Annotated in this window: 15 protein-coding genes; 4 read left to right on the plus strand and 11 right to left on the minus strand. The window is 64.4% G+C overall.

Annotated features, from left to right (window positions below; all coding sequences use genetic code 11):
* The first annotated feature begins 18 nt into the window (after window positions 1–18).
* From HPY44_03685 to HPY44_03700, 4 genes are all read left to right on the plus strand, one after another.
* Entirely contained in the window at window positions 19–753 is a 735-nt protein-coding gene (locus HPY44_03685) for a CAAX prenyl protease-related protein (GenBank protein ID NSW55091.1), read from the plus strand.
* A 143-nt stretch (window positions 754–896) separates the two neighbouring features.
* Window positions 897–2,000 carry a Gfo/Idh/MocA family oxidoreductase gene (locus HPY44_03690; protein ID NSW55092.1) on the plus strand — a complete coding sequence of 368 codons (1,104 nt, stop codon included), beginning with the start codon at window positions 897–899 and terminating at the stop codon, window positions 1,998–2,000.
* Window positions 2,001–2,207: 207 nt separating this feature from the next.
* Window positions 2,208–4,739: a tetratricopeptide repeat protein gene (locus HPY44_03695; GenBank protein NSW55093.1), complete on the plus strand. Its 2,532-nt coding sequence runs from the start codon at window positions 2,208–2,210 to the stop codon at window positions 4,737–4,739.
* 110 nt (window positions 4,740–4,849) lie between these two features.
* Entirely contained in the window at window positions 4,850–6,175 is a 1,326-nt protein-coding gene (locus HPY44_03700) for an amidohydrolase (protein ID NSW55094.1), read from the plus strand.
* 22 nt (window positions 6,176–6,197) lie between these two features.
* Here the strand turns inward: HPY44_03700 and HPY44_03705 are convergent, their stop codons facing one another.
* From HPY44_03705 to rpsF, 11 genes are all read right to left on the minus strand, one after another.
* Window positions 6,198–8,123: an acetylxylan esterase gene (locus tag HPY44_03705; protein ID NSW55095.1), complete on the minus strand. Its 1,926-nt coding sequence runs from the start codon at window positions 8,121–8,123 to the stop codon at window positions 6,198–6,200.
* A 65-nt stretch (window positions 8,124–8,188) separates the two neighbouring features.
* The gene (locus HPY44_03710) at window positions 8,189–9,517 is read right to left on the minus strand and encodes a carboxypeptidase regulatory-like domain-containing protein (protein NSW55096.1); all 1,329 of its coding nucleotides are present in this window, start codon (window positions 9,515–9,517) and stop codon (window positions 8,189–8,191) included.
* 41 nt (window positions 9,518–9,558) lie between these two features.
* The gene (locus HPY44_03715; protein ID NSW55097.1) at window positions 9,559–10,377 is read right to left on the minus strand and encodes a sugar phosphate isomerase/epimerase; all 819 of its coding nucleotides are present in this window, start codon (window positions 10,375–10,377) and stop codon (window positions 9,559–9,561) included.
* Entirely contained in the window at window positions 10,364–11,917 is a 1,554-nt protein-coding gene (locus tag HPY44_03720; protein ID NSW55098.1) for a transglutaminase domain-containing protein, read from the minus strand. Before HPY44_03720 ends, HPY44_03715 begins: the two co-directional genes overlap by 14 nt.
* A 147-nt stretch (window positions 11,918–12,064) precedes the next feature.
* Window positions 12,065–13,471 carry a GAF domain-containing protein gene (locus HPY44_03725; protein ID NSW55099.1) on the minus strand — a complete coding sequence of 469 codons (1,407 nt, stop codon included), beginning with the start codon at window positions 13,469–13,471 and terminating at the stop codon, window positions 12,065–12,067.
* Window positions 13,472–13,500: 29 nt separating this feature from the next.
* Window positions 13,501–15,453, minus strand: a complete 1,953-nt coding sequence (gene metG, locus HPY44_03730; GenBank protein ID NSW55100.1) for a methionine--tRNA ligase — start codon at window positions 15,451–15,453, stop codon at window positions 13,501–13,503.
* A gap of 48 nt (window positions 15,454–15,501) precedes the next feature.
* On the minus strand, window positions 15,502–17,013 hold the full coding sequence (locus tag HPY44_03735) for a hypothetical protein (protein NSW55101.1): 1,512 nt from the start codon (window positions 17,011–17,013) through the stop codon (window positions 15,502–15,504).
* Between the two features lie 23 nt (window positions 17,014–17,036).
* Window positions 17,037–20,678, minus strand: coding sequence for a transcription-repair coupling factor (gene mfd, locus HPY44_03740; GenBank protein ID NSW55102.1), 3,642 nt, complete (start codon window positions 20,676–20,678; stop codon window positions 17,037–17,039).
* Between the two features lie 112 nt (window positions 20,679–20,790).
* Window positions 20,791–21,768 (minus strand): ROK family protein, encoded by a 978-nt coding sequence (locus HPY44_03745; GenBank protein ID NSW55103.1) that lies wholly within the window; start codon window positions 21,766–21,768, stop codon window positions 20,791–20,793.
* A gap of 39 nt (window positions 21,769–21,807) precedes the next feature.
* Entirely contained in the window at window positions 21,808–22,302 is a 495-nt protein-coding gene (locus HPY44_03750; protein NSW55104.1) for a single-stranded DNA-binding protein, read from the minus strand.
* Between the two features lie 54 nt (window positions 22,303–22,356).
* Window positions 22,357–22,911 (minus strand): 30S ribosomal protein S6, encoded by a 555-nt coding sequence (gene rpsF / locus HPY44_03755; GenBank protein NSW55105.1) that lies wholly within the window; start codon window positions 22,909–22,911, stop codon window positions 22,357–22,359.
* Window positions 22,912–23,086: the final 175 nt, after the last annotated feature.

Below are 23,086 nucleotides of genomic sequence, written 5' to 3' on the forward strand. Positions count from 1 at the left end.
TGAGCACTGGAGGCCCGGATGGCTGACAACGAGACCGTTGCGCCGCGCGAGCCTGACCCATTGACCCAGGCGCTCCCGTATGTGGTGCCCTATGCGGTCTTCGGCCTGCTCACCATGGCCGCTGACTACCTGCCCGACTGGCAGTCGGTGCTTTACATCGTCAAAGTTTTCGCACTCGCGGCCACGCTGTGGCACTACCGCAAAGCATACACGGAACTGCGGCCAAGATTCGGCGCGGACAGTCTCGTCGCGGTCATCGTGGGCGTGCTGGTGATCGTGGTGTGGGTCGGACTGGACCCGTACTACCCCCAGAGCGGCGAGGAGTGGCAGCAGTTCGGGCAGGGAACGCGAATCTTCGAGCATGCGGACAAGGCCGAGGGCGCTTTTGACCCGTACGAGCCAGGGCAGAGGATCCCGCCGCTGGTAGCCATCATCTTCCGCATCATCGGCGCGGTGCTGCTGGTGCCGATCTTCGAGGAGCTGCTCATCCGCGGGTGGCTCATCCGGTTCCTGGTGCGCGACCGGTTCCTGGCAGTGCCCATGGGGACGTTCACGTGGCTGTCTTTCGCGGGCACCCTGGCGTTCATGGGCCTGACGCACCATGAGTGGCTGGCGGCGGTGATCTGCAGCGCGGCGTTCAATGGGCTCTTGTACTGGCGCAAGGACCTGTTCGTCTGTGTTGTCGCTCACGCGGCGGCGAACCTCGCGCTGGCGGTCTGGGTACTGGTGAACGGCGCCTGGGCGTTCTGGTAGGATGACAGCGGCCGGCGGCCTGCAAGTTTCATCAATGAAGGACAATGCGCAAGCCGCAGGGAAACAGTCGCCGGACGGTCACAAGCCGCGAAACTCGCACGCCCGCAACGGGCGTGTTCCGGCGCAAACAGGAGGACAATCGGATGGCCATACCGCGTATCGGCGTTGTCGGGATCGGAACCTTCGGAATCAACCACCTTCGGTGTTTCCGGCAGATGCAGTACATTGGCGCGGCGCAGCTTGTTGCCGCGGCGGATCTCAATGAGAGCCTGCTGGAGGAGCGCCGCAAGGAGTTCGAGTTCGCCCCCTACAAGGACTACCGGGAGATGCTCGAAAAGGAGCAGCTCGACGGGATCACCGTGGTCACACCCGACCCGTACCACAAGGACATCGTGCTCGCCGCTGCCGAGGCGAAGGTCAATGTTCTTTGCGAGAAGCCGCTGGACGTCACCGTGGACGGCTGCCAGCAGATGATCGACGCCTGCGAGAAGGCGGGAATCCTGCTGATGGTGGACTTCCACAAGCGTTACGACGAGTACCACATCGCCATGAAGCAGAAGATCGATGCGGGCGATCTGGGCGACATTCAGTATGGCTACGCCCACATGGAAGATCGCATTGAAGTGCCGAAAGACTGGTTCCCGGGCTGGGCGAAGAACTCGTCGCCCGCGTGGTTCCTGGGCATCCACTTCTACGACCTCGCCCGGTTCCTCATGGGCGCCGATGGGGTCGAGGTCTGGGCCAGCGGCCGCAAGGGCCGGCTCACCAGCTTCGGCGTAGACACCTGGGACAGCATCTCCGCAATGGTGCGGTTTGACAACGGCGCCACCGTGAGTTTCGACACCTCATGGATCCTGCCGTATGAGTTCGAAGCCGTCGTCAACCAGGGCATCCGCCTCGTTGGCACCCACGGCCTGCTGGAGTGCGATTCCCAGGATCGCGGGACCATCACCTGCATCGCCGACGACGCCCCTGGCGTGGTGAGTGGAAAGACGACGCGGGTCGGTATGGAGACTCACAACAAGAGCTTCCTGCGCCTGAAGTTCGACAAGAAGGGTCGGGAGATCTACGAGGGCTACGGTATGGACTCCATCGCGGATTTCGCCTACAATCTGGCAGTACTGCTTGATGGCGGCAAGATCAGCGATCTGGGCGATTTCCCGGGCGGCGAGGACGGCCTTGAGGCCACGAAGATCGCTGCGGGAGTGCATGAGAGCGTGGAGACGGGCTGCACGGTGCGGCTCTGAGCCCGCTCCGCGAACCGGTGACGACGGCGAGTCCGGGTGTCAGGCGAGGTCCAACCTGTCTTCCGGCTCGCTTTTGGCCTGCTCGTAGTACGGGCGACTGACCACGCAGCACGCCGCCCGCTTTGGCAAGAGCGTACCCGTAAGCATTCGTTCGTTCCCCGGCGGCCACAAGCCGCACAGCGCCGGGAGCCGGGAGGGACACCTGTCATGAAGCGCGCGATGCCGGCGGCCATGACGCTGGCCGCGATCCTCGTCTCCGCGACAGCCGCCTTCGCCTGGTCCCTGTCTAAGGACGGTGGCCACGGCGCCTACGGGCCGTGCGACAAGTGTGTGCCCGGGGTAACGCCTGCGTTGTCCCGCAGCATCTGGATCGACGGCGCAACCTGGATGGAGCGCCAGCCCGATCGCTCATGGCTGAAGATCCGCGTCAATGATCGGCCCACCGACCTGGGCCGGGTGGTGATCCTGGTCAAGGGCGAGCTCATGGCTCCCGTGACCAGCGCCCCCGAGTTCGGCCTCACCGCGACCCGCAGCGGTTTGAACCACCGCCTGATCACACTTGCGGGCGGGCGATACCTGGTCCGCCTGCGTATCGGCACCAAGGGCGCGGAGATCGGATACGCGAAGCGGGCCCTGCCGGTGGCGCCGATGTGGTACAACGGCAAAGTCTACATGCCCCTGGAAAGCATCGGGAAGTACCTGGACTGGGAGACCTCCTTCAACCAGGCGAAGGGTACGCTGAGCATCAATACCCGCGGCCCGGATGTGGTGTCTTTCGCCAACGCCGGCAGTTGGGCCCAGGCCCGGCACCTTTATGACGAGGCCCTCGCGGAATACCAGAAGGCGGCGGCGCTGGACCCCGGCGACTGGACCATCCTCGGGCGCATGGGCGACTGCCAACTCGCCAAGGCCCAGTACAATGATGCCCTCGCAGCCAGTCACGGCGCGATCAAGGAAGCGCTGGAGCGGGTGAAGGAGTACAAGTCGTACGTGGAGATGCACCCGCGCACCGGCATGACCCAATACCAGGAAGCTGTCCAGCGCGCGGTGGCTCTCGTTGCCCAGTATGAGAAGATCGCGGCCACCTACTACCCGCTGACTGACGTCCGGCAGCCCGACCAGGCCCTGGACATCTACTCGCGGGTCCTCATGACCGACCCGCTGTCTGCGAAGACCCCGAAGAGCGCCAGCACCACGCTGATCCTTTCAGATGACCTCGGACAGGCCATCCAGCAGGCGGCAGCCAGCCAGCGCGAGTGTGAGACCCGTGCCAACAACGCCTACCGCGCGGCGGTGGCCCAGTATCGCGCGGCCGCTGAGCTTGCCCCGGCGACGGTCACCGAGTTCCGCAGCCTCGCCAAGGCCAACGGCATGAACGACGATCCGGCCGAGGCCGCGAAGGCTTTCCGCAAGGCGCTGCAGATCGACCCGCAGTATGCCGCGGTTCGTCTGGAACTGGCATACACTCTGGCCGATCAGGGCAAGTACGCCGAGACCATTGAGGAGGCGCGCCGGGCCATCGAGCTCGACAAGAACAGCGCCGCCGCCTACAACCTCCTGGGCTACGCGTTGCGGAAAGAAGGACAGGAGAAGGAAGCAATCGCGGCCTACCAGAAGGCCATCGAGCTCGATCCCAAGTTCGCCCTGGCCTACAACAACCTCGGCGTCGCCTACCGCGATGCACGCAAGACCGAAGACGCGCTGAAGATGCTGGCCAAAGCGGTGTCGCTCGACGGTACCCGCGCCGACTTTCAAGCCAACTATGCCCGCGCCCTGCAGGATGCGAAGAAGCCCGACGATGCCGTTGCCGCGTGGAAGAATGCTGTGGCGCTGAGCCCGGAGAGCGCCGAGTACCACGCTGGGCTTGCGGTCGCTCTGTTCGAATCGGGCGATGTGGACGGTGCGCTATCCGAGGCGCGTCTAGCCTTGGCTCGGCGCGACCGAGCCAAGCCCGAAACTGCTCGCGCCGTCGCGGATGCCCAGGGCGTGATCGCCATGGCGCTTCTTGAGAAAGGGCGCCTGGGCGAGGCACTGGCCGAGGCAAAGACCGCGTCGGAGGCTATCAAGGACACTGCTGCCGGAGCCGCCATCCTGGCCGCCGTGCATGTGGAGCGCCTCGACCCCGAGGCCGCGATGAAGGCCCTGCAGTCTGCCCCGGAAGTCGGTCGCGATGCCCTCCTGTTCCGCGCGGTGGACGTCGCCGCGCGCGCGCTGACCGGGCAGGCGACGGCGCAGAACGTGGAGGATGTGGCCACGCTGATCGGCACGAGCAAGGACCGCTGGGCCTGGTACTTCACAGCCCGCGCTTACGCTGCACTTGGCCTGACCGGCGAGGCCGCCGCAGCCTTCAAGAAGCCCCAGCCCGACCGCTATGACCCGGCGCGCAGAGCGCTGGTGGCAGACTACCTGGCACGCCACGGGAAGGACGCCGCGAAGGCCGCTGCGGCGGCGGGTCCGGCGCTAAAGACGGACCTGCAGGTGATGGAGATCCCCGGAACAGACCCGGTACTCGTGGTCTGCAATCACTCGGGTAAGCCTCTCTCGGTCCTGTTCAATGCGGGGCCGGGGAACGAGGCGGTCTGGGAAGTTCCCTCCGGCGTCTGCCAAGAGGGTGCCTTCCCGGCGGGGATCGCTGATTACACTCTCACGCTGCGCAGCGAGGGCGCCCGGGATACTACAGTGACCGTCAAGCCGGCGGAGAGCCGCAAGTACACGGTCGCGGTCACGCCGGGCATGTAGCCCGAATAACCATGAGGATCGAAAAGCCGGCCTCCGGGCCGGCTTTTTCGTGCGCGGACCCCGGGGGCAGGATGAGTGCCGGGGCCCACATGACCACAGGAGGCGGACCCGTGACTGACGACAAACAGGCTCTGCTGGCGATCTGCGCTGACCTTCAGGAACCCGCCGAACGAGCGGCGCTGGAGATCGGGCGACTCGCCGAACTGCCCCTGCAGGAAGTGGCATCTGCGGCGCTTCTCAAGGAAATCCTGGTCCGCGAGGGTTTCGCGATTGAACGCGAGTTCCCCCAGATCCCCAATGCCTTCGTGGCCGGTTCGGGGTCGGGCAGGCCTGTAATCGGGCTGCTGGCGGAGTATGATGCACTTCCGGATTGCGGCGTTGGGGGCAAAGGTCCCGGACACGGCTGCGGGCACAATCTGCTGGGCGCGGCAGCCACGTACGCGGCAGTTGCGGCGGCGAGGCAGCTCCTTGCCTCGGGCCGCGCAGGCACTATCAAGCTCTTCGGCTGTCCTGCTGAAGAGACACTGGTCGGCAAGGTCTACATGGCCCGCGACGGCGCCTTCGACGGCCTCGATGCATGCCTCGCGTGGCACCCCGGCGGGAACACGAACGTGAACAACGGCAGCGGAGCGGCCATGGACTCCCTCACTTACGAGTTCTTCGGCCGCACCGCGCACGCAGCCGGCGATCCCCACAATGGCCGCAGCGCGCTGGACGCTGTGGAGATCATGAACGTGGCGGTAAACTTCCTGCGCGAGCACGTCCCGTCCAACGTGCGCATTCACTACGCGATCATGGACGGTGGCAAGGCCCCTAATGTGGTTCCTGCATACGCCCGGAGCTGGTATTACATACGCGGCGAAAACCGGGATCAGGTGGCGGACATCAGCACCCGTGTCCACCATTGCGCTCGGGGCGCCGCACTGGCCAGCGGAACCACCATGAAGCGCCGAATCCTCACGGCAGTGTATGACCGCTTGCCCAACGACGCCCTGGCGAAGGCCCTCGACGCCAATCTGCGCGAGGTCGGGCCGCCTGTTTTCGGGCCGGATGACCTTCAGCTTGTACGAGACCTCGGGGTGCCCGGGGACTTCGCGGATTCCGTGGGGGAGATCAGCACCAACAAAGGCTTTGCATCCAGTGACGAGGCGAATGTGAGCTGGATCGCGCCCATGACCGTGCTTTCTGTGGCCTGCTGGGCCCAGCGCACGCCCGGCCATCATCATCTGATCCACCAGCAGGCGATGCTTCCTGCTGCGATGAAGGGTCTTGCAGTGGCCATCAAGACGCTTGGGCTCACAGCGTGGGACCTGCTGACTGACGAGGCACTGCTGGCAGAGGCGCGGAGGGAACTGGACGAGCGTCTTGCGGGGCGCACCTACGACCCCATCATACCGGCGAAGCAGAGGCCGCCGCTGCAGGACCAGATCCCCTGAGCGGCGACCCCTTTCTGCGCCCCTACACCAGCGGCCTCCAGTCTTGCACGTTCTCCACGACCCTTATGCTGTTCGCCGCGCCCAGTCGCCCGTAGCAGTCCACGGTCCACTGATACGCAGGCGGGATCTCTCCGATGAAGGTGATCGGACGAGGGTACAGGAGCGCCAGATTCTGCGGTAGGTCGCCGAAGCGCAGGATGCCCAGGAACTCAGGTGCCTGCGGGTCCTCGTGGGTTTCCGGTGGGCCGGCCAGGATCACCTCGCGAACTTTCTCGTCAAGCAGCGCCGCGTAAATGGCGAGGGCTGCGGTGTGCTCCTGTCCGAAGAGGCAGATCTCCCCGGCCGGCGCCTGCTCCCGCATGAGCGCGATGCCCATGAGCAGGTCGCATACCTGGCGCTCCGGCAGGGTCTGACCCAGCAGCGGATAGACGCGTCGCAGGGTCCACAGGTACCCGGGCCCCGTTGATGTGGCCGCCGTATTGCGGACCTCGACGCCCACAGTCCCCACTCCGCGTGGCACCCTGGGGCGCGATGGCCCGCCACCGCAGAAGCCGGACCTCGCGTCCTCCTGCAGCGCGTATGCGACCAGTGGGATCGGCCAGTCCGCCCCTTGCGGGAGAGCAGTACGCAGGCTGAGCTCCAGACCGTCGGGGGTCTCGAAGCTCCAGGAACCGTAAGCCGTGCCCACGCCCGGTTCAGTGCGGGAAGACTCTGCGCCGTCAGACCGATACTCCAGCACCCGGGGTGTGAGGACCTGTGGAACATGCCGGAAGGTTACAGCCCGCAGTTTGGCCAGCACAGTATCACGGTGGGCCAGCCAGCCGGCCTCACTCTCGGGCAGCGCAACCGTCTCCCTGAACACCAGGATCCGGTCGATCTCCTTCATCCGGTCGTTCTCGGGCAGCTTGCCCCCGAACACCAGCAGGTTCTCCTCGGGCTCCACAAAGTCCGTGACGTCGTCGGTGACCGGGGAATCATCGCCCTTCAGGTGTCTGTTGAACCACTCGAAGATGGCCTTGCGCAACTTCGGCGTGTACCCGTGGGGCGTGAGATCCTCAACGAGGTCCATCTTCTCAGCCGCGCCCAGAGCAGCGTATTGGTGCTTGATGCGGTGGCAGGCGTCGCGGAAGGCATACGGCCGCCATAGCACATCCTCCGTCCCCGCCGCCACAAGCAGGGGACGCGGGGCGATGAGAGCGCCGATGTCGGGCTGACACCAGCGGTAGTAGTTGATGAAGAAAGCGCAGTCGCAGTGCCCGTCGGTGGCTCGATCTGTGACCACATGCTCGATGGTTCCGGTCTGGCAGACAGGCACCACACACTTCACGCGCTCATCCGCGGCGCCCAGACACCAGGAAATGACCCCGCCGCCGCTGAGACCGGTGACGCCGAGCAGAGCGGGATCCACATCGGCGCGTTCCTGGAGATAGTCCAGGGCCCGCATGGCGATCCATACCTCGGTGCCCGCGGGCGTGTATCCACGGCTGATCCAGTCCCAGTTCTTGCCACTGTACGTGCCCGCGTGGAAGCCCTGGCACTCGCCAAGCTGGATCGGGTCCAGCACCAGCGCGACATAGCCGTGCTGCCCAAACCAGCGCGGGTTGGCCTGGTACGGGGCATTGACCTTCCCCTTGGTGTGTCCGCACAGGTACAGCACCGCCGGGAGTTTGCCCTGGGGCTCGGCCGGTCGGTAGATGTTGCCGGTCACGAACGCGCCGGGCACGGGTTGGAAGTGGATTTTCTCCACCACGTAGTCGCCCCGGTCGAGGGACCCGGTGATGGTCGCTTCGATGGGTGTGCGTTCGGGGAGAGGGGACAGGCCCAGCATCTCCAGCCACTGCGCCCGGCGCACCTCGAGGGTGCTGCTCCAGACGGCCGGGGGCATAGGGATCGCGAGTGAGGCGCTGGAAATGGCGCGGGCTTCCTGCCGGGCAGCATTGTAAAGCATGGTGACGGGCCTCCGAATCGGTGGGCGCGTGCAGCAGCGCGACGGCGGGAACTATCCCACTGCCGCTACTGCGCCGGTGCGGGTTCGGCGGGTGCTGTTTGAACGTCTCCGGTTGCCGGCTGGGCTTCCTCCGGCGCGGCAGGTTCGGGCTTTGTGATGAGACTCGTGGATCGGTCCCCGTTCACCTGGTACAGGATGGCGAGTTTGATTCCGGTCAATATCTCCGCCGGGCCCGGGTTGAGCCATTCCATCGCGGGTTTCTCGGCGGTGGAGCCCAGGTAGCCCACCTGGTCCCCTGGTCCGGCGATGCCGTCGCCGTCGTGATCCGCGGTGGCCATCACGAAGTATGCCCCGGGGCGCACGCCGAAGCAGAAAGCGCCATCTGCATCGGTGCGGGTGGTGTAGTGGCGCTCGGTGAGGGCCTCGTCCGCAAAGAGGTCTACCACAGCGCCGGGAACGGGTTCGCCATCGCGGGTGACCGTGCCACAGACCACCGCGGGGAGGTCGCCCAGGTTCATGCGTGGACCAAGGACCGTCCCGTCGCCGGAGCGCAGACGACCGTCCCGGGGCAGGACCCAGTCGAAGCGCAGTTCGATACCGGTCACGTCTTCACCGTCCGGTACCTCAAGCAGCGGCGCGGAAGGCCCCATAGGCTGCTCGTATCCGTATACAGCCATGAAGTCTCCTGCATCCATGGCGCCTGATTCGTTGAAATTCTCGATCCCCACCAGGTGGTAGGCTCCTGACAGCGCGCGCAGTTCGAAGGACCCGTCCTTCTGGATTGGCGCCGCCCGGGCCGGGACCCGGGGGTGAATAGGCACCAGGACGGCGAATGCCTGGGAGTCCTCAGAGAAGCGCCCGATGGCCTTCCCGGCGATGCGGCTCTCTTGTTCCGCGGCATAGGGTGCGGGAAGTTTTGCGGTTACGGGGATCAACCCGCGCCCGTCTTCGGCGATTTCGAAGACGATGGGGATGGTCATGCTCATGGCGGCGGAACCCGCATCCACCCGGAAGGGCTGGGGCTTTGAGCGGGCGTCATTCACGCCGTAGAAGCCGATGCCATCGCCGGGCCCGGCCATCTTGTCACCGTTGGCGTCCACGAAAGCCATCACGTAGTAGGTGCCCGGGTCCAGGGACAGCACAAAATGCCCCTTCGGTCCGCCGGACGGGTAGGTCTCGACCAGCTTCTGGCGCTGCGGATCGGCATAGACGCGGATCTGCGCATTGCTCAGGTCCACGTCGCGCCACCAGATGCGGCCCAGCACAGGGATTCCCCGGACCGTGCCGGGGGGAAGTTCGGTGGCCGGGTTCTCGTCTGCCGCGGACGGTCGAGACGACACCATCAGCGCGCCCGCGATCAGGATCAGGCTGAGAGAAAACGGTCTTCGGCTCATGTCGACGTCACTACCTCGCAGGACTGGGACAGCATCGCCCGTCAGTTCAGATCAGCAAGCATCTCCCTGAGTTTAGACGCATACTGGGGGAATGCGACTTCAGGTCCCTGGAGTTCCGGGTGCCATTTCTTCTCCCACTCCAGGGACAGGTAGCCCTCGTAGCCGATGTTCCTCAGACACTGCAATACCTCGCGCAAGGGCAGGTCGCCTTCGCCGAAAAGGGTATAGCGCGGCTTGCCGTCCTGCCAGAAGCCATCCTTCAGGTGAACGTGGATAACCTTGCCTCCGATGGCCTCCAGGGTCTGTTCGGGTGTTTCCCCGTGGCGGATAGAGTGGTGGGCGTCCCAGACGATCCCCAGCGCGGGGTGGTCCACGGCGTCCAGGATCAGCGCGCATTCGTCACCGCGGCACCAGGCGTCATGGGTTTCGAGGCCGATGGTGACCCCTTTGTCCCCGGCGAGATCGCACATCCTCCGCAGGCTCGGGGCCAGCAGTTCGACGGCATGCTCCCGGGAGGCGCCTTCAGGAAGGCCGCCGCCGAACACTCGCACGATCGGTGCCCCGATCCTGGCGGCCAGGCGCACGTAAGCCTCGCACTCTTCTTCCGCCGCGTTGGTCCGGGCGAAGGAGGCGGAGCTTCCCAGGACAACCAGGTCGCAGCCGCTCTCCGCAAGCCGGGTGAGGAATAGCGAACCCGGCTCCAGGTGAGGGCTGTCGGGCAGGTGCATGTTGTCTTCAAGACCGCGCAGTTCGATCCCTTCGTAGCCCCACTGGTCAATCGCCTGCAGGACTCTCTCTACCGACCAGCCCGGGCAGCCCAACGTCGAGAAACACGGTTTCACCGGTTCACCTGCTCTCATCAATCTGGATCACGGGACCATCGTCCAGCGCGTATTCGATGACGTGAACTGTCAGCGCGCCCAGATTGCGCCCGGCGGCCAGGGCCATGTTCGCAAGCGCTGACATGTCCACAGGGCCGGAGGCCATACGGATGTGGCCGGCATCCACCGCGTTCTCGCCCCAGGCCGGGTCCATCTCCACCCACTGGCCCACATAAATCTCGTTCCAGGCGTGGTAGAAGAAGCTGCCCCGGGCGTAGGCGATTCCGGTGACCATGCGAGCCGGGATTCCCACCGCGCCACATAGCGATGCGCAGAGAATCGCGTGCTCGGTGCAGTCACCGCTCATCTGCTCCATGATCTCCGTGGCTGAAATGAGCCGCGGCTCGCTGTTCACCTTGTGGAGCTTGCGGTACACCCACTGGACAATCTTCTCGGCAGCCTTCTGGGCGTCGGTCTCCTGTCCCACGATCTCCCGCGCAGTCTCGAGAATCAAGGGATCTTGCGGCTGGAACAGGTCCGAGGGCTGGAAGTACCGGGCGAACTGCTCATCGCGCATAGGGAATGTGGCACCGGTGGGTTCGGCTTTGTGGCGGCGCACAGTGAGCAGCAGGCCTTCGCCATTGGGCGTCGCCTCTTGCCGCACCGTGGTGGGCAACTCCATGAGCGGGATCCCGCCCGGCCTGTCCAGACGGACTTTGAGCATGGAGAGTGCGCGGGGGTTGTCCACGCGCAGGTTGGCCTGAATCTCGCTGGAAAGCACCAGCGGAGCGGCAGCCTTCAGGGCCTCTTGCTCGGTGGTCTGAACCACCTCAAGCTGCAGCAGCGACGGTGTGGAGAAAGAGATCAGGTCGCCGTCGCCGGCGATGACGCTGATCACCTCCAGAGGCAACGCCTCACCGCGGGAGTGCACCACGAAGGCCTGGCGTCCGTCCTCAAGTGTGCGTTCCTCAGTGATCCACATCACATGTCGGTCGCACCGGGAGAGATCAGGCTCGAAGGTCACAAACTCCGTGCGGTAGCCGACCTTCGCCTCGCCGCGCAGGATGGCGAGCATGAGGTCGAGGTCGCTGCCGAAGTCCTCAGGGAGGGGGAAGCTGGTAGTGTTCTCGGTGGTGCCGGCGCGGGTGTGGACCTCGATTGCCCCGCCGACCACATGCGCCGTGACTTCTCGCATGCGCCCGAACTCATCGCTGCGGACGCCCAGGGACAGCGGGTTCAGGTCCGTATCGTAGACCGCGGTGATCAGGCTCTCAATGGACAGGTCCTGGGCAAGGCCCGCCAGCTTCACCCGTGACTGCACCTTCTGCTCCACCACGAGTCGCGGGTTGCCCTCCGCGTCCTTCACGATCTGCACATTGCGGTAAGCATACCCCGTTCGCTGCCCCATAAGATGCACCGCATACCACTGGGTGCCCACGAGGCCGGCGAGCTCATCGACGGCGGCAGCGTCGGCAAGCTGGGTGGCGCCGGGCAGGAGGAACACCAGACCGGCCAAGGCAAGCACGCGCGCGCCGTTCAGGGTGATCCAGACAGGGGAGCTTGGCATCGCTTCATTCATGGGATCGAGCATCTCCCTGGCAGGAGGTGAGAACGCGGGTGAACACATGAGGAAGAACACCTGCGGAGACCGGCGCGTTTCCCCGTACCTGATCTGCACAGGCGGTCGTCCGGCATTACTTCGCGGATTCCTCGTGGAATGGCGGCCCTACGCCGGCAGATCCGCCAGCCCACTGCGGGCGAGTTCACGGAAGGCCAGGACGATGCGGGGATCGAAACGGGTGCCCGCTTCAGATACCACGGTGTGCAGCGCCTCACCGGGGCTCATTCCGCCGTCACCGCCCTCGGGGTTGATCAGCCGCTCGTATCGATCTACCACCGCAATAATCCGGGCGAGCAGTGGGATCTCCTCCCCCTTCCGTCCCTCGGGGAACCCGGTGCCGTCCCATCTCTCGTGGTGCGAGACGACGATGGGAACCGCCGGGGCAAGGAAGGAGATGGGCTGCAGGATACTGCGCCCGATGAGCGGATGCATGCGGTAGAACACCTGGGTCTCCTCGGGCCCTTCCCGGGAATCCAGGAAGCCCTCGGCAACCCCGATCTTCCCGATGTCATGCAAGGTGGCGCCGAACCGCAGCATCTCCAGCTCGTCGCCATTGACGCCGAGCCGGGCGGCGAGTTTCAGCGCCAGATCGGTCACTCGCTCGGAATGGCTGTAGGTGGCGGAGTCCTTGGCCTCAATGGCGATGGTCAAGGCGCGCACCGTCTCGTAATAGCTCTCTCGGAGGCCCTCATAGAGCTCTGCATTCTCGATGGCGACCGCTGCCTGGTCGGCAAAGGCCTGCAGAAGGTCGATCTCTCGCGGCAGGAAAACGCGTTCTCTCTCCGAGTAGATTCTGATCACGCCAAGAGGGGTGCCGTGGCTGGTCAGGGGTACGCTGAGCACCGCTTGGATGCCCTCGCGCGCGGCTTCCTCGGGATACTGGAAGCGGGGGTCCTTACTCACATTGCTGATCTGCAGAATTTCGCCCTCGAGCACAATCCGGTCCATTTCACTGCCTGCCACGGAGACCGGGCCTTTGCTTGCATATTCCTCGCTCAGACCATGCTGGGCGGCAAGCTCCAGTTCGCAGGTCTCCGCGTTGAGCAGCCGGATGACCGATGCTCGCGCGTCCATGACTGCCACGGCGTGGTGGGTGATGAGTTCCAGCACCTCAGGCAGCCGGAGGGAAGAGGTGACCTTCCGCGCTACCTCGTAGAGATTACGCGCTTCGAGAATGCGGCGCTTGAGTTCCTGACTGGCACGGGAAGCGGCGATGCCGATCACATAGAAGATGAGCATCCGGACGATGATATCCGACAGTCCCTGGGGAACGGGCCCATCGGCGGTGATTTCCGCGGGCATCCAGGGACCACACAAGGCGGCCGCCAGCAGGGAGACGATGATCGCGCCATAGTCGCCAAAAGCGAACCCGGCGTAGATGATGGGAATATAGTAGAAGTGCACGGCAATGCCGCGGGTGCCGGTGATCCAGACGAGAATTGTCACCGCCGCAACCGTGATTGCCAGAAAGATGACCGAGGCGATCTGCGCCGCCTTGTTTGGCTTCTTCATCCATCCACCTCCCCTCGTCCGAGAGCTGCTCAACGCACTTTCGTCCCAGGCGCGCAGTCGCGGTCCAGAGTAACCAGCGCCAGCGGCTCCTTGTCTCCGGCGGCAAGGACCATGCCGTTTGACTCAACCCCGCGGATCGTCGCCGGTTCCAGGTTTGCCACGACCACAACGGTGGCGTCCAGCAGTTCGCGAGCGCTGAAAGCCTTTGCCAGACCCGCTACCAGCGTACGCGGCTCCGCTTCACCAACATCCACGGTGAGTTTGAACAGCTTGTCGGCATTGGGCACAGGCTCAACATCCAGCACCTTGCCGACTTTGAGCTCAAGCTGGGAAAACTGCTCATAGCTAATGGTGTTCACGGACTTCGACTCCTTCGGGCTCTTCGCTGGTGGGGCCGTCTTTTCCTGAGCCGCCGCCTCCACCTTCTGGATATCCACCCGCGGGAAGATGGGCTCGGCTTTCCGAATGCGCGTCCCCGCTGGAAGAAGCCCGGCGGCGCATGCATCGACGCTCAGCAAGTCAGGCCGGTCTTCCAGACCCAGCTGGCGCCAGATCTCTTGCGCTGCCTCGGGCATGAATGGCCGCACTAGTGTGGAGATGATCCGGATCAGGTCCAGCACGTCATACAGGACCGCGTGCAGTTCGTCGGTCCTGCCCTCCTTGTAGAGGGTCCAGGGCTGGCGCTCGTCGATGAACTTATTCCCCGCCGCAAGAAGGCTCCAGATCGATTCCAGGGCGCCGCGGAAGTCCACCATCGCCATGGCTGCATCCACCGCGGGAACGACCTGCCCCAGCAACTCGGCGAACGCCCCTGCGTTTTCGCCAGGATTGGGCACGACGCCTTCGCAATACCGTTCAAGCAGGGGAAGCGACCGGTTCAGGATGTTGCCCAGATCATTGGCCAGATCGCCGTTGAACCGGTTGAGCAGCGAGCGCATGGAGAAGCTGCCGTCCAGGCCGAACTGGACCTCACGCAGGACGAAGTATCGGGCCGCATCCACGGCGACCGAAGGTGCGCAGCCCGAGATCTCCACAAGTTGCGCGGCGACCTCCTCCAGATCCACCACATTCCCCTTGGACTTGCTGATCTTGTCCCCGTCGTCGGAGACCCACCAGCCGTGAGCGAAGAGCATTTTCGGCAGCGGCAGGCCCAGGGCCATGAGCATTGCTGGCCAGATGGAGGCATGGAAGCGAGGCAGGATGTCCTTGCCCATGAGCTGCACGTCGGGCGGCCAGAGGGTTTCGTCCAGGTCCGGGTAGCCGGCTACCGTCAGGTAGTTGATGAGGGCGTCGAACCAGACGTAGACGACGTGCTCCTCATCGCCCGGGACAGGAATGCCGAAATCGGTGCCCCGGCGGCTCACGCAGGTGTCCATCAGCCCGCCGCGGATAAACCCGAGCACCTCGTTCCGCCGACTTTCGGGCAGGATGAACTGGTCATGGGTGCTGATATGATCGATCAGGGCATCGGCGTACTTTGAGGTGCGGAAGAAGTAAGCATCCTGGGCCAAGCGTTCCACGGCGCGGCCGCAGTCCGGGCAATTGCCCTCAACCAGTTCAGCTTCGGGGAAGTAGGTCTCGCAGGGAACGCAGTACCAGCCCTCGTATTCCGACTTGTAGATGTCGCCCGTCTCGAGGAGTCGGCGGAAGACCTCCTGCACCGAGGTCCGGTGCTCCGGTTCTGTGGTCCTGATGAACCGGTCGGGCTGGATGTGGAGGCGGTCCCAGACTTCGCGGTAGACCTGAGCGTACCCGTCGAGGAACTCCATGACGGGGACGCCTTGTGCCTGCGCGGCGCGCAAGTTCTTCTGGGCGTGCTCATCCACACCGGTGGCGAACAAGACGGCGTCGCCTTTGAGCCTGTGAAAGCGGGCCAGGACGTCGGCGGCGATGGTGGTGTATGACGTGCCGATGTGCGGGCGCGCCGTGACATAGTAGATCGGCGTTGTGATATAGAAACGTTTCTGACCCGCCTGCTCCATGCTGGTGGACTCTCTCCAATGACCGTTAGTTTGTATCTTCGGCGGCGTCTACTCGCTCGGGGCCTGCCCACCCGATCCGGAGTCACCGGAACCCGACTTGCCGGGCCGCCTGCGCCAGGGCCGACGTCGCGGTTTTGGCTGGCGCTGCCCTTCCCCTTCAGCCTGCTGCCCACCCTCGGGCCGGGCCTGCTCGGTCTTGTCGGGAGCCGGTTTCTGGGACGGGGCGCTGGTCTGTTCGCGCTGCTCTTCGGCCGCGCGTCGCGCCCCACCGGGCCGTCTCCGGGAGCGGCTGCGCCGCGACTGCTGCGGCTGGTCGCCGGCTGAGGCAGCCTCCGCTCCAGGCTCGGCCTTTGCCGGAGGCTGGCCGCTCTGGCTCTGCTCTGGAGACTGGGCGACCTCGGATCTGCGTCTGCGTCCCCGCGATGGCCGCCTGCGGCTCCGGGTGCGCTCCTCCGTCGCCAGTGGCTCCTCGGCCCCCACGGCTGCAGTTTCCTCGATTCTCTTCGGAGCCGGCGCCTGGCTTCCCGGACCGCGTCTGGGCTCGCGCATTGTCACCGTCGCCGGCTCTTCCACCGGCATGTCGCCGCGCTGAAGTGTGCTCTCGGCTCTCCGGGGGGTGCGCGGCTGGTTTTTCGGCAGACGCTCCTCAGTGGGCGGGGCTGCCGGAGACGGTGTACCCGTCGGGGCACCCTTCACCGACTGGGTCCCAAGCAGGCGCCAATAGCCCTTCGAGCGTCGCAGGTCAGATGCCGGCACCTCAATTGTCTCGCGGCTATCCTCGGAATCCACCGAGATTGTCACGCGTTCGCGCAGCAATGAGACCTGGCGCACCTTGCCCACAATTCCCTGGCCGCGAACCTCATCTCCCACGCGTGGCAGGCGCTCGGCGAGATCGATATACACCTCATGCTCATACAGCAGGCAGCACATGAGCCGGTCGCACACGCCGCTGATCTTGGTCGGGTTCAGAGACATTCCCTGGTCCTTGGCCACGCGGATGCCGACCGGTGAGAAATTGCGCAACCACTGGGCGCAACACAATGGGCGTCCGCACGGGCCAAGCCCGCCGATCATCTTGGCCTCGTCACGCACCCCGATCTGTCGCAGTTCAATGCGACAGGCGAAAGTCTCCGCGAGATCGCGCACCAGAGCCCGGAAATCGACGCGAGTTTCCGAGCTGAAATAGAAGATGAGACGCTGGCCGTCGAAGGTGTAGTCGGCGCTGATGAGCTTCATCGGCAGCCCATGCTCTTCCACCTTCTTCTCACACACGCGCAGGGCTGCCCGGGCCCGGCGGCGCAGGATATCCTCCCGCAGGAGATCATCCCTCGTGGCCCGCCGCAGCAATGGCTTGAGCGCCTTCTCTTCGTCCTTCGGGTCCAGCTTGTACTTCAGGAGCACGACTTCGCCAATGTCCACCCCGCGTTCGGTCTTGGCGAGAACGTACTCTCCGGGCTCGACGGCGATATTATTGGGCTCGAAAAAGTAGACTTTCCCGCCGTTCTGGAAACTGACTCCCACCGCCGCGGAAAGTCGTGGACTCGGATTGCGTTTACGCATGCTGCTCCTTCCCGCAAGTCACTTCACGCCGGCACTTTCGCGGCATTGCGTCCTTTGACCTTCTTCTCGGCTTGGAGACGATCCGTCAATGTCCGCAACAGAACGTCCAGGTGTTCGAAGACCAGTTGCGGCTGGGAGCGGTCGTAGGCGAAACTGATCTGCAATGAGGAGAAAGTCGCCCTGGGCAGGGCAGACCGCGCGCCTTTCCTGGCCTGCCGCATGGTGGGCTTGAACATGCCTTCCAGCACATTCTGCGCGCGCGCCCCGAGACGCGCCTCTTCCAGGAGACGCACCACGATGCGTCCGCTCTGCACCCCGATGTCCTCAACCCCCGCATCCGCCGCTTTCATCTTCAACTCGGCCACGCGCAGCAGGTTTTCCACAGCTTGCGGCGGCTCGCCGTACCGATCGATCATCTGCTCGCGCAGGCCCTTGAGTTCATCCTGGGACTGGACGGATGCGAGGTCTCGGTAAACGGCGATTCTCTGGTTTTCACCGGGCACGTAGCTGGCCGGGATCACCGCCTCCACAGGGAGGTCCACCGAGGGATAGCCTTCAACCGGCCGGACTTTTTCGCCCTTCAGGGTCTTCACCGCTTCGGCCAGCATCTGGCAGTACAGGTCGAGACCGACCGCACTCATGTGACCGCTCTGTTCTCCTCCCAGGAGGTCCCCCGCGCCGCGAATCTCCAGGTCACGCAGGGCCAGCTTGAACCCGCTGCCCAGTTCGCTGAATTCCTCAATGGCCTGCAGGCGCTCTTCGGCCTCCTCGGTCATGCGATCCGGGTAGCGGTACAGAAGGTACGCGTATGCCTGCCGGGTGGAGCGTCCCACCCGACCTCGCAGCTGGTAGAGCTGTGCCAGTCCCAGGTTGTCGGCGTCATCCACGATGATGGTATTGACATTGGGCACATCCAGGCCGTTCTCAATGATCGTGGTGCAGACCAGGACGTCGAACTCCTCGGCATAGAACGCGAGCATGACCTGCTCCAGGTCCTCTTCCTCCATCTGCCCGTGGGCCACTGCCACCCGGGCCTCAGGCACCAGGCGCTGCACCATGGATGCCACGTGGGCGATGGACTTCACCCGATTGTGGAGGAAGTAGACCTGCCCGCCGCGCCCGATCTCGCGCCGGATGGCTTCGGCGATGAGCGCCTCGTCACGCTCGCGAACGTAGGTGCGGATCGGTACGCGTCCTTGCGGTGGGTCATTGATGACCGAAATCTCGCGGATGCCCGACAGTCCCATGTTCAGGGTGCGCGGGATCGGCGTCGCGGTGAGGGTCAAGACGTCCAGATGCTCCCGGAACTTCTTGAGCTGTTCCTTCTGCTTGACCCCGAACCGCTGCTCTTCGTCAATGATGACCAGACCGAGCTGCTTGAAATCCACATCGGGCATGAGCAGCCGGTGAGTTCCCACGACGATGTCCACGCTGCCGTCCTTGAGACCGGCGATGGTGCGGTTTTGCTGCTCTCGCGTTCGAAACCGGCTGAGCATGGCCACTTCCACCGGGTACCGCGACAGGCGCTCCCGCAGGGTGTTGTAATGCTGCTGCGCGAGCACGGTGGTGGGTACCAGCACTGCCACCTGCTTGCCGTTCAGAACGGCTCGGAAAGCCGCGCGAATTGCCACCTCGGTCTTCCCGAAGCCCACGTCGCCGCAGATCAGTCTGTCCATGGGCACGGGCTTTGCCATATCATCATAGACATCCTGGATCGCGCGAAGCTGGTCGGGCGTCTCCTCGAAGCGGAAGGCCTGTTCCAGTTCCTTCAGCCAGGGTGAGTCGTTGCTGAAGGCATACCCCTCCGCCTGCTCGCGGGCCGCGTACAGGCGCATCAGTTCCCGCGCAAGAAGCTGAGTAGACTTGCGCACCTTCTTCTTCGTCTGGTCCCAGCGTCCGCTCTTGAGCGCCGTGACCGTGGGCTTACTGCCCTCTCCGCCGATGTACTTCTGGATGCGGTCAAGCTGGGTGACAGGCACATACAGCTTGTCATTCTCCGCATACTCGATGACGATGTAGTCGCGCTCCATGCCATCGAAAGTCTGTTTCGCCAGACCCCGGTAGATGCCGACCCCGTGGTTGATGTGCACCACGAAGTCACCCTCATTGAGTTCGCGCAAAGACAGGAGCGAGAAGCCCCGCTTGTATACTGGTTCCTCGGGGCGCTTGAGCTTGCGCCAGCCATAGATCTCGCGTCCGGTGAGCACCACCAGCTGGGCGCTGGGCAGGGCGAACCCGGCAGAAATGTCGATATGCGCTACAGTTACCGCACCCGGTTGCAGCTCCTGCGTTTCGCTCTGCTCGAGAACCCGCTTCAGACCGCGCTTCCGCAGGACATCGGCAGTCTGCGCCACTTCATTGGCGCAGACCAGTAACTTGCGGCCCTCGCGCTGCCACTCGGCCAGACCCTCCACGAGAAGCTCGAACTTCCCCCCGAAACTGTCCACCGGGGGCGTGCGGAACCGTACCACTTCGGCGTTCGGGGCCCAGGGCACCTCGCGCTGAAGCATGGTCAGGTAAACCACAGGGCGCTCCCGTGGTGCCGAAAAGTGCTTGGCGGTCAGCTTCGCGAAGGGCATGCACGCGGTCTCCGGCAGACGCAGCAGAGATCCGAGCTTCACGCCTTTGTCGTACGCCTTGTGGACGTCCTCCTCGAACTGCATGGCGTGGGACTTGAGCCGCACAGGCTCGTCCACGATCAGGACCGCGTCGGAGGGCAGGTAGTCGCAAAGGCTGTCAAGCTCCGGGTAGATGAAAGGCAGGTAGTGCATCATGCTCGGAGTGGCTGTGAGATTCTGCAGGGCCTCCAGGTCCTGTTCCATGCGGGCCTTGAGGCGATCGGCTTCGCGGTACTTCCCCTGGGAATTGAGCTGATCCAGTTCACGCCGGAATGCGCTCTTGATGGCCGGAAAGGACTTCTGCACGGCCTCCCGGAACAAGAGCAATTCCCCTGCCGGTCCGATGCCCACGCTGTCCACGGGCTGGATGGACCGCTGAGTGATCGGGTCGAAAGTGCGGATCTGCTCTACCTCATCGCCGAAGAACTCCACTCGCACCGGGTAGGGCGACGTGGGCGGGGAGACGTCCAAGATGTCGCCGCGGATCGAAAACTGGGCGATGTCATCCACAAGGTTGACCCGCTCATAGCCCAGGTTCAGCAAGGCGAAGGCCATGTCATCCCGCGGGTAGCTCTCCCCGGTGCGCAGTTCCCGTCGGGCCTTGAGGATCTCCTGGCGGGGCATGGTCAGGTGCAAGAGGCTGCTGACGGCGGCAATGACGATCACCGGCCGGCCTGAACACAGGCGCTCCAGCACCGTGAGACGATCGGCAACCTGCTGGCGCTCGGGCTCCACGCCGTCATACAGGGCGGAGGCGATTGCAGGGTAAAGGAGCACCCGTTCCGAGCCTTTCGGGGAGTCGCCATCGGCAAGGAGTGCCCGCAGGTCATCATAGATCGCCCTGGCGCGTTCCTCGTTGTAGGTGGCGATAAGTGCAGTGGTTTGGGGATCACGCAGGAGGCCGGCGCAGAGGAGCGCTTTCCCCGCCCCACTCACGCCCTCGACGCACACAGCCGCGCCGTGCGAGTCCAACCGTGACCGCAGATCGCGGAACTCGTCGGACCGGGCCAGAACCTCGTGAAGACTGTCCAGAATGCCCCTTGCCATAGTCAATCACGCAACACGACCAGCCCGAGGAGCGCTCGGGCTGGCTGATCACCTGTGACAGATTCCGTAACGGGCCGCCCCGGGTCTGGCTGAGGGTGCCCGTCATCTCGCGTCAGGCCTGTTCCCACGCCAGGGCTCCGGCCCCGAAGACACCGGCGTCGTTGCCGAACCGCGCCGGGACGATGTTCTGCACGTCGAAACCGCTGATCAGGCTGCGCGCTGCCACCGTGCGCTTGATCGGGTCAAAGATGAACTTCCCCGCTGCGGCGATGCCCCCACCGATCACGATCAAGTCCGGGTCGCACAGGACAATGCAGTTACACAGCGCCAGGCCGATGTAGTAGCCCGCCCGCTGGTAAACATCGATTGCGGCCGCATCTCCTGCCTCACAGGCCTCCGTGACGACCTGCGGGGTGAGACGGCACTGATTGCCGCTGGTAAGGTCATTCAGGAGTGTGGGGCGGCCGGACTGGATCGCCCGGGCGGCCATGTCGATGATGGCCTGCTTTGCAGCCATGGCCTCCAGGCAGCCGAAGTTGCCGCAGCCGCACTTGCGCCCGTTGGGCTCGATGACGATATGACCGACCTCACCCAGAATCTGACGCGGCCCTCGGATGACCCGGTTGTTCATGGCCACGCCGCCGCCGACACCCGTACCCAGGGTGAACATCAGCAGGTTGTCGACTTCCCTGCCCGCGCCCCAGCGCAGTTCGGCAAGGGTAGCGCAGTAGGCGTCATTCTGAAGATGGACCGGAATGCCGCCCAAACGGTCGCCAAGCGTACGGGTAAGGGGGAACCCGCTGAGGCCCCTGATATTGGGAGCCTGCTTCACCACGCCCGCATCGGGGTCAACGGGACCGGGGAAGCCGATGGCGACCCCGACCAGGCTTGCGAGGCCGCCGGGCGCTTTCTCGCCGTGCTGCCGCACGCCGCGTTCCAGAGCGGAAACAAGAGCGTCCGGGGACGCGCCGACCGGGGTGTCATAAGAACCCCGGTCAACGAGACGGCCCTGGTCGTCGAAAACGCCCACCGCAAAAGTGGTGCCGCCCAGGTCGATGCCCAGGCTGTACTGATCTCCTTGACTGCTCAACTGAACTCGCCTCTAGTCGGAAAAAACCGCCTGGCGCAACTACTGGTCGCCAAAGGGGTCTTCATCGTCTCCAATGGGCCCGTAGTCCTCGGCGCCCTGGTCCTGGTAGCCGGCGGGCGCGGAATCAGGTGCAGGCCTTGACGGCATGGGCCGCGGCGCGGACTGCCCACCACTCTGTGGGCCGCCGCCACGCTGTGACCGCCGCAATTCCGACTCCTGCCGGGTCTCCAGTTGTTGGACCGTGTTTGCGACAATCTCAACGCTGGTACGCTTCTGGCCGTCGTTGGTCTGCCAGTTGCGCGACTGAATCCGCCCCTCGACTCCCACTCGCGCCCCTTTGTCGAGGTACTGGGCCACGAACTCGCCAGTCTTTCCGAATGCAACGATGTCCAGGAAGTCCGTATCCTGCTGGCCTTCCTGCTTGCGCTGACGTTCCACCGCGAGACGGAAGTTGACCACTGCCATTCCGCTTGCGGTGTAGCGCATTTCGGGATCGTTGACAATCCTACCCACGAGCACACAGACGTTGATCACGAAGTGCCACTCCCCGACTGGTCTTAGTATGCGCCAGTTCCCGGCTGCGGCGGTTTACTGCTCTTGCTCGGCCTCGGGGGCCTCCTCGGCGGCCGGCATTTCCTCAGCGATCGGCGTCTCCTCAACAGCCGGCTCCTCTTCAGCGGCGGGCGCCTCCTCGGCAGCCGGTGCCTCCTCAGCGGCCGGAGCTTCGGCTTCGCCCTCGGCAGTTTCGTCCTCGACAGCTTCGCCTTCAGCAGCCTCTTCGGCGGGCTTCGCGCTGGGCCTGGGCCTGCCGACCATAAACTCGGGGTTCGCGAGAACAACGTGCCCGCGCACGACCTGCTCGATCATCCCGTACTCGCGGTTGAGTTCCTCCACGGCCTCGCCGGTACCCCTGAAATACATCACTCGGTAGATGCCTTCGGTGTGGCCCTTGATCTTATAGGCCAGGCGCCTGCGACCGTATTCGTGGGTAGACTCGACGACGGCTCCGAGAGCCTCAATACCCGCCTTCAAGCGGTCCTCGATCTCCTGAATCTGGGCGTCATCGAGACCGGCCTGCAGGATATACATCCCCTCATACAACGCATCGGCTTTCGGCATCGGCTTGTTGACCATCCTTCCCATGGACTGTTGGCTCCGGCGCGTCTTCGCCGGAGCAGGAAGTCCGTCTGGCGCCGTCCCAAACGGCGCTCGGTCCGACGGCTGAGGGCAGAGTATAACACAAGGCCAAATCCGGCGCAATTGCTCCCCGATGCTCGTGTAAGCGCAACGTGATAATGTCCGGTTGGTGCAAAGTAGA

This window comes from Armatimonadota bacterium, from assembly GCA_013314775.1.
Classification (GTDB): Bacteria; Armatimonadota; Zipacnadia; order Zipacnadales; family JABUFB01; genus JABUFB01.